The sequence below is a fragment of the Streptococcus mitis genome, from assembly GCF_905187495.1.
Taxonomy (GTDB): domain Bacteria; phylum Bacillota; class Bacilli; order Lactobacillales; family Streptococcaceae; genus Streptococcus; species Streptococcus mitis_CU.
Genome location: NZ_CAJJIB010000001.1, coordinates 104,616 through 118,056 on the forward strand (window position 1 = coordinate 104,616; position 13,441 = coordinate 118,056).

Annotated in this window: 12 protein-coding genes; 11 read left to right on the top strand and 1 reads right to left on the bottom strand. The window is 42.0% G+C overall.

Annotation, left to right across the window (positions count from 1 at the left end):
* The first annotated feature begins 61 nt into the window (after window positions 1-61).
* A complete protein-coding gene (locus JQ843_RS00575) occupies window positions 62-757 on the top strand; it encodes a GNAT family N-acetyltransferase (RefSeq protein WP_203212619.1) in 696 nt (231 codons plus the stop codon).
* Between the two features lie 11 nt (window positions 758-768).
* Window positions 769-1,185 carry a GNAT family N-acetyltransferase gene (locus JQ843_RS00580; RefSeq protein ID WP_203212620.1) on the top strand — a complete coding sequence of 139 codons (417 nt, stop codon included), beginning with the start codon at window positions 769-771 and terminating at the stop codon, window positions 1,183-1,185.
* Window positions 1,186-1,907: 722 nt separating this feature from the next.
* Here the strand turns inward: JQ843_RS00580 and JQ843_RS00585 are convergent.
* Window positions 1,908-1,988: a type I toxin-antitoxin system Fst family toxin gene (locus JQ843_RS00585; RefSeq protein WP_084819591.1), complete on the bottom strand. Its 81-nt coding sequence runs from the start codon at window positions 1,986-1,988 to the stop codon at window positions 1,908-1,910.
* Between the two features lie 133 nt (window positions 1,989-2,121).
* Between JQ843_RS00585 and ruvB the strand changes: the two genes are divergently transcribed.
* The 9 genes from ruvB (at window position 2,122) to JQ843_RS00630 (ending at window position 13,383) form a co-directional block, all read left to right on the top strand.
* On the top strand, window positions 2,122-3,120 hold the full coding sequence (gene ruvB, locus JQ843_RS00590) for a Holliday junction branch migration DNA helicase RuvB (RefSeq protein ID WP_004239104.1): 999 nt from the start codon (window positions 2,122-2,124) through the stop codon (window positions 3,118-3,120).
* Window positions 3,101-3,673: a nucleotidyltransferase family protein gene (locus JQ843_RS00595; protein ID WP_045605093.1), complete on the top strand. Its 573-nt coding sequence runs from the start codon at window positions 3,101-3,103 to the stop codon at window positions 3,671-3,673. Before ruvB ends, JQ843_RS00595 begins: the two co-directional genes overlap by 20 nt.
* A 346-nt stretch (window positions 3,674-4,019) precedes the next feature.
* The gene (locus tag JQ843_RS00600) at window positions 4,020-4,778 is read left to right on the top strand and encodes an isoprenyl transferase (RefSeq protein ID WP_203212621.1); all 759 of its coding nucleotides are present in this window, start codon (window positions 4,020-4,022) and stop codon (window positions 4,776-4,778) included.
* An 8-nt stretch (window positions 4,779-4,786) separates the two neighbouring features.
* Window positions 4,787-5,590: a phosphatidate cytidylyltransferase gene (locus JQ843_RS00605; RefSeq protein ID WP_049540615.1), complete on the top strand. Its 804-nt coding sequence runs from the start codon at window positions 4,787-4,789 to the stop codon at window positions 5,588-5,590.
* Between the two features lie 21 nt (window positions 5,591-5,611).
* On the top strand, window positions 5,612-6,871 hold the full coding sequence (gene rseP / locus JQ843_RS00610) for an RIP metalloprotease RseP (RefSeq protein WP_203212622.1): 1,260 nt from the start codon (window positions 5,612-5,614) through the stop codon (window positions 6,869-6,871).
* Between the two features lie 12 nt (window positions 6,872-6,883).
* The gene (locus JQ843_RS00615; RefSeq protein WP_203212623.1) at window positions 6,884-8,737 is read left to right on the top strand and encodes a proline--tRNA ligase; all 1,854 of its coding nucleotides are present in this window, start codon (window positions 6,884-6,886) and stop codon (window positions 8,735-8,737) included.
* A gap of 98 nt (window positions 8,738-8,835) precedes the next feature.
* On the top strand, window positions 8,836-10,215 hold the full coding sequence (gene bglA / locus JQ843_RS00620; protein ID WP_203212624.1) for a 6-phospho-beta-glucosidase: 1,380 nt from the start codon (window positions 8,836-8,838) through the stop codon (window positions 10,213-10,215).
* A gap of 191 nt (window positions 10,216-10,406) precedes the next feature.
* On the top strand, window positions 10,407-12,215 hold the full coding sequence (gene glmS / locus JQ843_RS00625; protein WP_125454384.1) for a glutamine--fructose-6-phosphate transaminase (isomerizing): 1,809 nt from the start codon (window positions 10,407-10,409) through the stop codon (window positions 12,213-12,215).
* Between the two features lie 118 nt (window positions 12,216-12,333).
* Window positions 12,334-13,383, top strand: coding sequence for an LLM class flavin-dependent oxidoreductase (locus tag JQ843_RS00630; RefSeq protein WP_049542595.1), 1,050 nt, complete (start codon window positions 12,334-12,336; stop codon window positions 13,381-13,383).
* Window positions 13,384-13,441 lie beyond the last annotated feature (58 nt).

Sequence of the window (13,441 nt, forward strand, 5' to 3'; positions counted from 1 at the left end):
ATGAAAGTATGATATACTATGGGCAACTATAAAGTTTGGAAAGCAAAACAAGGGGAAAGTTATGCCAGTAAATGAATATGGTCAAATGATTGGTGAGTCAATGGAAGGTTATACACCAGGTGAATTGCCTTCTATTGATTTCTTAGAAGGGCGATATGCTCGAATAGAAGCTCTTTCAGTGGAAAAGCATACGGAGGATTTATTAGCTGTTTATGGTCCGGATACTCCTCGGGAGATGTGGACCTACCTTTTTCAGGAACCAGTGGCAGACATGGGGGAGTTGATTAGCCTTTTAAATCAGATGTTGGCTCGTAAGGACCGTTTTTACTATGCAATCATAGACAAAGCAACTGGTAAGGCTTTGGGAACTTTTTCTCTCATGCGTATTGACCAGAATAACAGAGTAATAGAAGTGGGAGCTGTCACTTTTTCTCCAGAGATCAAGGGGACTCGGATTGGAACCGAAGCCCAATATCTCTTGGCTTGCTATGTCTTTGAGGAGCTTAACTATCGCCGTTATGAGTGGAAATGCGATGCTTTTAACCTGCCATCCAGACGAGCTGCGGAGCGTTTGGGCTTTATTTATGAAGGAACCTTCCGTCAGGCAGTCATTTATAAGGGGCGGACGAGGGATACGGATTGGCTCTCTATGATTGATGAGGACTGGCCTCAAGTTAAAGCTCGTTTGGAGGCATGGCTGTCTCCTGAAAATTTTGATAACAATGGACGACAGTACAAGAGCTTGAGAGAGCTTTAAGAGGTGTTGAGATGATTACTATTAAAAAGCAAGAAATCGTCAAACTAGAGGACGTTTTGCATCTCTATCAGGCTGTCGGTTGGACAAATTATACAAATCAACCTCAGATGCTGGAGCAGGCCTTATCTCATTCATTAGAGATTTATGTGGCACTTGATGGCGATGCTGTGGTGGGTTTGATTCGTTTGGTTGGAGATGGATTCTCATCAGTATTGGTTCAGGATTTAATTGTTTTACCAATCTATCAGCGCCAAGGGATTGGTAGTGCCTTGATGAAACAGGCTTTAGAGGCTTATAAAGATGCCTATCAAGTCCAGCTGGTAACAGACCAGACAGAAAGAACCTTGGGATTCTATCGTTCTATGGGCTTTGAAATCTTATCCACCTATAATTGTATAGGAATGACTTGGATGAATCGAGAAAAATAATAAAACTTGTTTTTCTTAAGCAAAATTTAAGACTGGTCTAGTATTATATAATCATTAAATAAAGACCTCCTAACTTTATTTAATGAAATCCTAAAACTTTTTTCATCATAATCTCCTAATGAAGTCACCCAATCAGGTGGCTTTTTTCGTGGATAGGTGATGGTGATAGAATTTTATTGCAAAATAGTAAAATTTGAGAAAAGTTAAGCTAGTTTTAAGCTTCGTCTTGTATCATATAGTTATTAAATAAAGACCTCCTAACTTTATTTAATAAAATCCTAAACTTTTCTTTTTCATAATAATCTCCCTTAACTCCACCCAATCAGGTGGAGTTTTTTGGCTCTATTTCAGGATTTTGGGGACTATTCTAAAAATCATTTTCCGATATTTTTCGGATTTTGGTCGGGGAATTGGCGGGGACTTTTTTTAGCGAATATGACTAATAAATAGGTCTGTTGTCGCTTCAGCTACTTCAACCTTACTTTGAATTTAAGTGACTGTTAATTGAAGGACTAGAACTACTGTAATAATGCTCTTGGTTTTCAAGGAGTGAGTCATCATATTGTTGTACAGCGGTTAAAGCTTGAAAAGCCACGAATATAAACCTTTGAAAAATTTTGTGAACTATGGGATAATAAAAAGGAATTGAGTACTAGTTCTATATCATAGGCTAGAAAAGGCCCCAAGCTCACGACCAAATAAGCTAGGGGTCTTTTTTGACACTATTTATCCTTGTTTAGCCATTTATCGACTAAGCGAAGAACGACACCGACCACAATTGGTCCGATGATAGTTTTGAGTATGGGCTATCTCACCTCCTTTCGTAGGCGGTGTAGCAGTGCCGTAGAATGTTATACCACATAGGTGCTAAACTCTGGAGTCACCCAATCAGGTGGCTTTTTTGTTTGTGGCTTGGTTTTTTGATATAATAGAGCCATGAGTAGAATTTTAGATAATGAGATAATGGGGGACGAGGAGTTAGTAGAACGCACGCTCCGTCCTCAGTATTTACGTGAATATATTGGGCAGGATAAGGTCAAGGACCAGCTTCAAATCTTTATAGAAGCTGCCAAAATGCGGGATGAAGCGCTGGATCATGTGCTTTTATTTGGCCCTCCAGGCTTGGGAAAAACGACCATGGCTTTTGTTATTGCCAACGAACTAGGTGTCAATCTCAAGCAGACTTCGGGTCCAGTCATTGAAAAAGCCGGTGATTTGGTAGCGATTTTGAATGACTTAGAGCCTGGGGATGTTCTCTTTATTGATGAGATTCATCGTTTGCCAATGTCAGTGGAAGAGGTGCTTTATAGTGCCATGGAGGACTTCTACATTGATATCATGATTGGGGCTGGTGAAGGCAGTCGCAGTGTTCATTTGGAATTGCCACCTTTTACCTTGATTGGTGCGACGACTCGGGCAGGTATGCTCTCAAATCCGCTACGGGCACGTTTTGGGATTACGGGGCATATGGAGTATTATGCTCATGCTGACTTGACAGAAATTGTTGAGCGGACGGCAGATATTTTTGAGATGGAAATCACTCATGAGGCAGCGTCTGAGTTAGCACTACGTAGCCGTGGGACCCCTCGTATTGCCAATCGTCTCCTCAAGCGCGTGCGCGATTTTGCCCAGATTATGGGGAATGGGGTTATCGATGATCTTATTACCGATAAGGCTTTAACCATGCTGGATGTTGACCATGAAGGTTTGGACTATGTGGACCAAAAAATCCTTCGGACCATGATTGAAATGTACGGTGGTGGCCCTGTCGGATTAGGAACTCTTTCTGTTAACATAGCAGAAGAGCGTGAGACAGTTGAAGATATGTATGAGCCCTACTTGATTCAAAAGGGTTTTATCATGCGGACACGGTCTGGACGGGTGGCGACTGCTAAGGCATATGAGCACTTAGGTTATGAATATAGTGAAAAATGAGCAAGAAATTCTAGAGGCTTTTAGAGAAAATCCGGATATGATGGCTATTCTGACGATCATCCAAAACCTTGGCCTGAAAGACTCATGGTTGGCAGCAGGTTCTGTCAGAAATTTCATCTGGAATCTCTTGTCAGACAAATCCCCTTTTGACTGTGAAACAGATGTAGATGTAATTTTCTTTGATCCAGATATTTCTTACGAGGAAACCTTGTCCCTAGAGAAAAAGCTGAGAGAGGACTTTCCTCAGTACCAGTGGGAATTGAAAAATCAGGTCTATATGCACCAGCACAGCCCTCATACTGCTCCCTATAGCAGCTCTTGTGATGCTATGAGTAAGTATCCAGAACGATGTACGGCTGTTGGACTGCGCTTGAATGAAGAATCCGATTTTGAACTCTATGCACCTTATGGTTTGGAGGATATTTTAAATTTTCAAGTTCGTCCAACTCCTCATTTTTTAGAGAATGAAGACCGAATGGAACTTTATCGAACACGTCTATCCAAGAAAAATTGGCAGGAGAAATGGAAAAATTTGATTTTTAAAAATACTTAAGGAAACTTTAAGCTAGGGAGTGTATACTAAGTCCATAAGTTAAGAAGACCTTAACTTAAACTCCTAAAACTTTTTCATAATAATCTCCCTATAAAAAATAGAGTCGCCCAATCAGGCGACTTATTTTTTTGAAAAATGGGCTTTGTGCCTGAGAATAATACTCAATGAAAATCAAAGAGCAAACTAGGAAGCTAGCCGCGGGCTGCTCAAAACGCTGTTTTGAGGTTGCAGATAGAGCTGACGTGGTTTGAATTTGATTTTCGAAGAGTATAAATAGCTTAGTGATAGAAGAAAATAGGGAAATATGGTATAATGAAACGATAGATTTTTGAATAGGAATAAGATCATGTTTGGATTTTTTAAGAAAGATAAGGCTGTGGAAGTAGAGGTTCCGACACAGGTTCCTGCTCATATCGGCATCATCATGGATGGGAATGGTCGTTGGGCTAAGAAACGTATGCAACCGCGAGTCTTCGGACATAAGGCGGGCATGGAAGCATTGCAAACTGTGACCAAGGCAGCCAACAAACTAGGCGTTAAGGTTATTACGGTCTATGCTTTTTCTACAGAAAACTGGACCCGTCCAGATCAGGAAGTCAAGTTTATCATGAACTTGCCAGTAGAGTTTTATGATAATTATGTCCCGGAATTGCATGCGAATAATGTTAAGATTCAAATGATTGGGGAAACGGACCGCCTGCCTAAGCAAACCTTTGAAGCTCTGACCAAGGCTGAGGAATTAACTAAGAACAACACAGGATTAATTCTTAATTTTGCCCTCAACTATGGTGGACGTGCTGAGATTACACAGGCTATTAAGTTGATTTCCCAGGATGTGTTAGATGCCAAAATCAACCCAGGTGACATCACAGAGGAATTGATTGGTAACTATCTCTTCACCCAGCATTTGCCTAAGGAGTTACGAGACCCAGACTTGATTATCCGTACCAGTGGAGAATTGCGTTTGAGCAATTTCCTTCCATGGCAGGGAGCCTATAGTGAGCTCTATTTTACGGACACCTTGTGGCCTGATTTTGACGAGATGGCCTTGCAGGAAGCCATTCTTGCCTACAATCGTCGTCATCGCCGATTTGGAGGAGTTTAGGAGGAAATATGACACAGGATTTACAGAAAAGAACCTTGTTTGCAGGGATTGCCCTGGCTATTTTCCTACCAATTTTAATGATTGGGGGACTCTTGCTGCAGATAGCAATTGGAATCATAGCCATGCTAGCCATGCATGAACTTTTGAAGATGAGAGGTCTAGAGACCATGACGATGGAGGGTCTCTTAACCCTCTTTGCAACCTTTGCCTTGACCATTCCCTTGGAGAATTACCTGACTTTTTTGCCAGTTGATGGGAATGTGGTTGCCTACAGTGTTTTGATTTCAATTATGTTAGGAACGACTGTTTTTAGCAAGTCTTATACGATTGAGGATGCTGTTTTCCCGCTTGCTATGAGTTTCTACGTGGGCTTTGGTTTTAATGCTTTACTAGATGCTCGCGTTGCAGGTTTAGATAAGGCTCTATTGGCCTTGTGCATCGTCTGGGCGACAGACAGTGGTGCCTATCTTGTTGGGATGAACTATGGTAAACGAAAATTAGCTCCGACAGTTTCTCCAAATAAAACCTTTGAGGGTGCCTTGGGTGGTATTTTAGGTGCTATTTTAGTAACTATCATCTTTATGATGTTTGACAGTACAGTTGCTCTTCCGTATGGAATTTACAAGATGTCAGTCTTTGCTATTTTCTTTAGCATTGCTGGACAATTTGGTGATTTACTAGAAAGTTCGATCAAGCGTCACTTTGGTGTCAAGGATTCTGGGAAATTTATTCCTGGACATGGTGGTGTTTTGGATCGTTTCGATAGTATGTTGCTTGTATTTCCAATTATGCACTTGTTTGGACTCTTTTAATCAAAAGACGGAGGAAATACTATGCTCGGAATTTTAACCTTTATTCTGGTTTTTGGGATTATTGTAGTGGTGCACGAGTTCGGACATTTCTACTTTGCCAAGAAATCAGGGATTCTAGTGCGTGAATTTGCCATTGGTATGGGTCCCAAAATCTTTGCTCACATTGGCAAGGATGGAACGGCCTATACCATTCGAATCTTGCCTCTGGGTGGCTATGTTCGCATGGCCGGTTGGGGTGATGATACAACTGAAATCAAGACAGGAACTCCTGTCAGTTTGACTCTTGCTGATGATGGTAAGGTTAAGCGCATCAATCTTTCAGGTAAAAAATTGGATCAAACAGCTCTTCCTATGCAGGTGACCCAGTTTGATTTTGAAGACAAGCTCTTTATCAAGGGCTTGGTTCTGGAAGAAGAAAAAACATTTGCAGTGGATCACGATGCAACGGTTGTGGAAGCAGATGGTACTGAGGTTCGGATTGCACCTTTAGATGTTCAATATCAAAATGCGACTATCTGGGGGAAACTCATTACTAATTTTGCAGGTCCTATGAACAACTTTATCTTAGGTGTCGTTGTTTTCTGGATTTTAATCTTCATGCAGGGTGGAGTCAGAGATGTCGATACCAACCAGTTCCATATCTTGCCCCAAGGGGCCTTGGCTAAGGTAGGAGTACCAGAAACGGCACAGATTACCAAGATTGGTTCACATGAGGTTAGCAACTGGGAAAGTTTGATTCAGGCTGTGGAATCAGAAACCAAAGATAAGACGGCCCCGACCTTGGATGTAACTATTTTTGAAAATGGTAGTGACAAACAAGTCACTGTTACTCCGGAAGAAAGTCAAGGTCGTTACCTTCTAGGTGTTCAACCGGGGATTAAATCAGATTTTGTATCTATGTTTGTAGGTGGTTTTACAACTGCTGCTGACTCGGCCCTACGAATTCTATCAGATCTGAAAAATCTGATTTTCCAACCGGATTTGAACAAGCTAGGTGGACCTGTTGCCATCTTTAAGGCAAGTAGTGATGCTGCTAAAAATGGAATTGAGAATGTCTTGAACTTCTTGGCAGTGATTTCCATCAATATTGGGATTTTTAATCTTATTCCGATTCCAGCATTGGATGGTGGTAAGATTGTGCTCAATATCCTGGAAGCCATTCGCCGTAAACCATTAAAACAAGAAATTGAAACCTATGTCACCTTGGCCGGAGTGGTCATCATGGTTGTCTTGATGATTGCTGTGACTTGGAATGACATCATGCGACTCTTTTTTAGATAATCGAGGAATATTATGAAACAAAGTAAAATGCTTATCCCAACGCTTCGCGAAATGCCAAGTGATGCTCAAGTTATCAGCCATGCTCTTATGTTGCGCGCTGGTTATGTTCGTCAAGTATCTGCAGGTGTTTATTCTTACTTACCACTTGCCAACCGTGTGATTGAAAAAGCTAAAAACATCATGCGCCAAGAATTCGACAAGATTGGTGCCGTTGAGATGTTGGCTCCAGCCCTTCTCAGTGCAGAGTTGTGGCGCGAATCAGGTCGTTACGAAACTTATGGTGAAGACCTTTATAAACTAAAAAACCGCGAAAAATCAGACTTTATCCTAGGTCCAACTCACGAAGAAACCTTTACAACTATTGTTCGTGATTCTGTTAAGTCTTACAAGCAATTACCACTTAATCTCTATCAAATTCAACCTAAGTATCGTGATGAGAAACGCCCACGTAATGGACTTCTCCGTACGCGTGAGTTTATTATGAAAGACGGTTATAGCTTCCACTCTAATTATGATAGCTTAGATGTAACTTATGATGAATACAAGGCTGCCTATGAGCGTATTTTCACTCGTAGTGGTTTAGACTTCAAGGCTATCATCGGTGACGGTGGAGCCATGGGTGGTAAGGACAGCCAAGAATTTATGGCCATTACACCTGCTCGTACAGACCTTGACCGCTGGGTTGTCTTGGACAAGTCAGTTGCCTCATTTGATGAAATTCCTACAGAAGTGCAAGAAGAAATCAAGGCAGAATTGCTCAAATGGATGGTTTCTGGTGAAGATACCATTGCTTACTCAAGTGAGTCTAGCTATGCGGCTAACTTAGAAATGGCAACAAACGAGTACAAACCAAGCAACCGTGTTGTCGCTGAAGAAGAAGTAACTCGTGTTGCAACGCCAGATGTTAAATCAATCGATGAAGTTGCAGCCTTCCTCAATGTTCCAGAAGAACAAACAATTAAAACCCTCTTCTACATGGCAGATGGTGAGCTTGTTGCAGCCCTTCTAGTTGGAAATGACCAACTTAATGAAGTTAAGTTGAAAAACCATTTGGGAGCAGATTTCTTTGACGTTGCTAGCGAAGAAAAAGTGGCGAATCTTGTTCAAGCAGGGTTCGGTTCACTTGGACCAGTTGGTTTGCCAGAGAATATTAAAATTATTGCAGATCGTAAGGTGCAAGATGTTCGCAATGCAGTTGTCGGTGCTAACGAAGATGGCTACCACTTGACTGGTGTGAACCCAGGTCGTGACTTTATTGCAGAATATGTGGATATCCGTGAAGTTCGTGAGGGTGAAATTTCTCCAGACGGACAAGGTGTCCTTAACTTTGCGCGTGGTATCGAAATTGGTCACATCTTTAAACTCGGTACTCGCTACTCAGCAAGCATGGGAGCAGATGTCTTGGATGAAAATGGCCGTGCTGTACCGATCATCATGGGTTCATATGGTATCGGTGTCAGCCGTCTCCTTTCAGCAGTGATGGAGCAACACGCTCGCCTCTTTGTTAATAAAACGCCAAAAGGTGAATACCGTTATGCTTGGGGAATCAACTTCCCTAAAGAGTTGGCACCATTTGACGTGCACTTGATTACTGTCAATGTCAAAGATGAAGAAGCGCAAGCCTTGACAGAAAAGCTTGAAGCAAGCTTGATGGGAGCTGGTTACGAAGTCTTGACAGACGACCGTAATGAACGTGTCGGAGTCAAATTCAGCGATAGCGATTTGATTGGGTTGCCAATCCGTATCACTGTTGGGAAGAAAGCAGCCGATGGCATCGTAGAAGTGAAGATTAAAGCGACTGGTGATACTATCGAAGTTCATGCAGATAACTTACTTGAAACGCTTGAAATTCTCAGCAAGAAATAAAAACTATAATCAGAAGAAAAACAAGGAAAAAATGTAACTAGTTTTTACCTTGTTTTTTCTGTATAATGAGAAAAATGAGTAGATAAAGAGGTAAATGTATGCTAAGATTTCCAAAGGATTTTGTCTGGGGATCCTCTACTTCTGGACCACAAACAGAAGGACGTGTAGCTGGTGACGGTAAGGGAGATAATCTCTGGGATTATTGGTACCAAGTGGAGCCAAATCGTTACTATAATGGGATTGGTCCAGATAAAACATCAACCTTTTATGAAAACTGGGAAAAGGATATTGAGCTACTAGTAGAAACTGGTCATACGGCCTTTCGGACTTCTATTCAGTGGTCACGGATTTTTCCACAAGGGCGTGGAAAAGTCAATGCTCAAGGTGTGGATTTCTATCGTAAGGTTTTTGAGGCTATTAAGGCCAAAGGGATTCGTCTTTTAGTCAATCTCTATCATTTTGATCTGCCTTTTGCTCTTCAAGAAGCGGGTGATGGTTGGGAAAATAAGGCGACTGTCTCAGCCTATGAAGACTATGCTCGTTTTTGTTTTGAGACTTATGGAGATTTAGTGGATCAATGGATTACCTTTAACGAGCCCATCGTTCCAGTAGAATTTGGTTATTTTTACGATGCCCATTATCCACATAAGGTGGATGCAGAGGCAGCCATTAAAGTAGCTTATCATACACAATTGGCCAGCAGTCGGGCGGTTAAGGCTTGTCATGAACTTTTGCCAGATTCCAAGATTGGGATTGTCTTAAACTTGACACCGGCTTATCCACGCAGTCAGCATCCTACTGATGTCAAGGCTGCTCGTATTGCGGACCTTTTTCAGGCCCAATCTTTCTTAGATCCATCTGTTTTGGGGACTTATCCACAGGAGTTGGTAGAAATCTTGCATGAACACGGTCTCTTGCCTGATGCTACAGAGGAGGAGTTGGATCTCATTCGTGAAAATACGGTGGACTTCCTTGGTGTCAACTACTATCAACCTTTGCGTGTTATGGCGCCTCGATTTGCTAAGCATCCAGAGAGTCCTCTTTTGCCAGAACATTTTTATGAGCCTTATGTGATGCCTGGACGTAAAATTAATCCTCACCGTGGTTGGGAGATTTATGAGCAAGGGATTTATGACATAGCCCAAAATATCAAGAAAAATTATGGCAATATTGAGTGGATGTTGACAGAGAATGGTATGGGTGTTGAAGGGGAAGAAAAATTCCGTCAAGATGGGATGATTCAAGATGATTACCGTATTGACTTTGTAAAAGGTCATCTTCGTGAACTTCACCGTGCTATTGAAGATGGAGCCAACTGTAAAGGATACTTAATCTGGACCTTTATTGATTGCTGGTCATGGCTCAACAGCTATAAAAATCGCTATGGTTTAGTCGAATTAGACTTGGAAACGCAAGAACGTCGTCTGAAGAAATCAGGGAATTGGTTCAAGGAATTAAGCGATAATAATGGATTTTAAAAAGGACTCTGACTGATTATCCTAATTGGTCAGAGTTTTTTGCTTACAGGAGCTTAATTTGAACTATACCAATTTTTACTCTTGACAAGTGAAAGAAACAAGTATATACTGTTCTTGCTGATTCTATAAAAGGGGAATTAGACTATACCAATTTTAAGGAGAAAGCACAGCTTGCCTGTGTCGTATATACTATGTGTGGAATTGTTGGTGTTGTTGGAAACACAAATGCAACTGATATTTTGATTCAAGGGCTTGAAAAGCTCGAATACCGTGGTTATGATTCTGCGGGGATTTTTGTCCTAGGTGGTGCTGAAAACCACCTAGTCAAGGCTGTTGGTCGTATTGCAGAATTGTCTGCCAAGACAGCTGGTGTTGAGGGAACAACTGGGATCGGACATACTCGTTGGGCAACTCACGGGAAACCAACTGAGGACAATGCTCACCCACATCGCTCTGAGACTGAACGTTTTGTTTTGGTGCACAATGGGGTGATTGAGAACTACCTTGAAATCAAGGAAGAATACCTTTCAGGTCACCACTTCAAAGGGCAAACAGATACGGAAATCGCCGTTCACTTGATTGGAAAATTTGCAGAAGAAGATGGCTTGTCAGTTCTTGAAGCCTTCAAAAAAGCTCTTCACATCATCCGTGGTTCTTATGCCTTTGCCTTGGTTGACTCACAAGATCCTGAAGTCATCTACGTGGCTAAAAATAAATCACCACTTTTGATTGGTCTTGGGGAAGGCTACAATATGGTTTGTTCAGACGCCATGGCTATGATTCGTGAAACCAACCAATACATGGAAATTCATGACCAAGAGTTGGTAATCGTCAAGGCTGATAGTGTGGAAGTTCAAGACTATGATGGAAATCGTCGTGAGCGTGCTAGCTACACTGCTGAGCTAGACTTGTCAGATATCGGTAAAGGAACTTACCCTTACTACATGCTTAAGGAAATTGACGAGCAACCAACTGTTATGCGTAAACTAATCCAAGCCTACACAGATGAGGCTGGTCAAGTAGTAGTAGACCCAGCTATCATCCAGGCTGTTCAAGACGCAGACCGTATCTACATCCTTGCAGCTGGGACATCTTACCACGCAGGATTTGCTTCTAAGAAAATGTTGGAAGAATTGACAGATACACCAGTTGAACTTGGAATTTCATCTGAGTGGGGTTACGGTATGCCACTTCTCAGCAAGAAACCACTCTTCATCTTTATCAGTCAGTCTGGTGAAACGGCGGATAGCCGTCAGGTTTTGGTCAAGGCTAATGAAATGGGAATCCCAAGCTTGACAGTGACAAACGTACCAGGTTCAACTCTTTCACGTGAAGCCAATCATACCATGCTCCTTCATGCAGGTCCTGAAATTGCCGTAGCATCAACAAAGGCTTATACAGCACAAATTGCAGCCCTTGCTTTTCTTGCAAAAGCAGTAGGAGAAGCAAATGGCAATGCTAAAGCGCAAGTCTTTGACTTGGTTCATGAGTTGTCAATCGTAGCTCAGTCTATCGAATCAACTCTTTCAGAGAAAGAAACCATTGAAGCCAAGGTTCGTGAGCTTCTTGAAACAACTCGCAACGCCTTTTATATTGGGCGTGGTCAAGATTACTACGTAGCTATGGAAGCAAGCCTTAAACTCAAAGAGATTTCTTATATCCAGTGTGAAGGCTTTGCGGCAGGAGAACTCAAGCACGGAACTATTGCCTTGATTGAAGAAGGAACGCCTGTTTTGGCTCTCTTGTCAGATCCAGTCCTTGCCAACCACACTCGTGGAAATATCCAAGAGGTGGCAGCCCGTGGTGCCAAGGTTCTCACTATTGCAGAAGAAAATGTTGCCAAAGATACAGATGATATCGTCCTTACGACTGTACACCCTTACCTCTCACCAATTTCAATGGTCGTGCCAACGCAATTAGTCGCTTACTTTGCAACACTCCACCGTGGGCTTGATGTGGACAAACCACGTAACCTTGCTAAGTCAGTAACGGTAGAATAAGCTTAAAAAGTCTAGTTATCTAGGCTTTTTCTTGTGAGCAAATCGGTTGCTTGTACTCAAGATTCGTGTTAGAATAATTTTTCAAAATGAAGGACCGGAATAGACAAGGAGAATCACTGTGGTAGAATTGGGAATTTCAACATTTGGAGAAACAACGGAGCTTGAAGGGACTGGGCAAACTTACAGTCATGCTGAACGCATTCGCCAGTTGCTGGCAGAGATTGAACTGGCTGACAAGGTTGGTTTGGATGTGTATGGGATTGGTGAGCACCATCGAGCGGATTTTGCGATATCTGCGCCAGAGATTGTTCTGGCAGCTGGGGCAGTCAATACCAAGAAGATTCGTTTGACCAGTGCAGTCAGCATTCTCTCAAGTATGGATCCGATTCGATTGTTCCAACAATATGCCACTATCGATGCTTTGTCAAATGGACGTGCGGAGATTATGGCCGGAAGGGGTTCTTTCACGGAATCTTTTCCCTTGTTTGGCTATGATTTGAAAGACTACGAAGCTCTTTTTGATGAGAAATTAGACTTGCTTCAATTAGTCAATGAAAAGATAAAACTAGATTGGCAAGGTCGATTGACCCAAACAATCTCTGGCAAAGAAGTTTATCCTCGTCCAGTTCAGGACAAATTGCCCTTGTGGATAGCGACAGGTGGTCATGTCGAATCAACTGTGAAGATTGCTCAGGCTGGTCTACCGATTGTTTATGCTATTATTGGTGGCAATCCGCGTTATTTTAAAAAGTTGATTCAGGCTTATCGTGAGATTGGAAGCGAAGCGGGTTATGCCAGTCAGGAACTAAAGGTTGGAGCTCATTCTTGGGGTTGGATTGCTGAAGATGGTGAGCAGGCTGTAAAAGATTATTTCCATCCGACTAAGCAAGTGGTGGATGCTATTTCCAAAGACCGTCCGCACTGGCAGGAATTGCGTTATGAGCAATATTTGGAGCAAGTTGGGCCAAATGGTGCTATGTTTGTGGGCAATTCAGATCAGGTGGCCGAAAAATTGATTCGCATGATTGAAGACTTAGGTTTGGATCGCTTTATGTTGCACCTACCTCTTGGTTCTATGCCTCATGAACAAGTCCTGAGAGCTATTGAACTCTTCGGTACACAAGTTGTACCCAAAGTACGGGCTTATTTTGCCATGAAAGAGGCTTAATAAAAAATCCTAATCAGGCTGATAAAAAATCTATATAACAACTATTTTAAAAAAGCAA

Bases quoted from the DNA above. Each gene is read 5' to 3' on its own strand.
- JQ843_RS00615 (WP_203212623.1), top strand. From the start codon at position 6,884: ATGAAACAAAGTAAAATGCTTATCCCAACGCTTCGCGAAATGCCAAGT.
- ruvB (WP_004239104.1), top strand. From the start codon at position 2,122: ATGAGTAGAATTTTAGATAATGAGATAATGGGGGACGAGGAGTTAGTA.
- JQ843_RS00580 (WP_203212620.1), top strand. From the start codon at position 769: ATGATTACTATTAAAAAGCAAGAAATCGTCAAACTAGAGGACGTTTTG.
- glmS (WP_125454384.1), top strand. From the start codon at position 10,407: ATGTGTGGAATTGTTGGTGTTGTTGGAAACACAAATGCAACTGATATT.
- JQ843_RS00595 (WP_045605093.1), top strand. From the start codon at position 3,101: ATGAATATAGTGAAAAATGAGCAAGAAATTCTAGAGGCTTTTAGAGAA.
- JQ843_RS00605 (WP_049540615.1), top strand. From the start codon at position 4,787: ATGACACAGGATTTACAGAAAAGAACCTTGTTTGCAGGGATTGCCCTG.
- rseP (WP_203212622.1), top strand. From the start codon at position 5,612: ATGCTCGGAATTTTAACCTTTATTCTGGTTTTTGGGATTATTGTAGTG.
- JQ843_RS00600 (WP_203212621.1), top strand. From the start codon at position 4,020: ATGTTTGGATTTTTTAAGAAAGATAAGGCTGTGGAAGTAGAGGTTCCG.
- bglA (WP_203212624.1), top strand. From the start codon at position 8,836: ATGCTAAGATTTCCAAAGGATTTTGTCTGGGGATCCTCTACTTCTGGA.
- JQ843_RS00575 (WP_203212619.1), top strand. From the start codon at position 62: ATGCCAGTAAATGAATATGGTCAAATGATTGGTGAGTCAATGGAAGGT.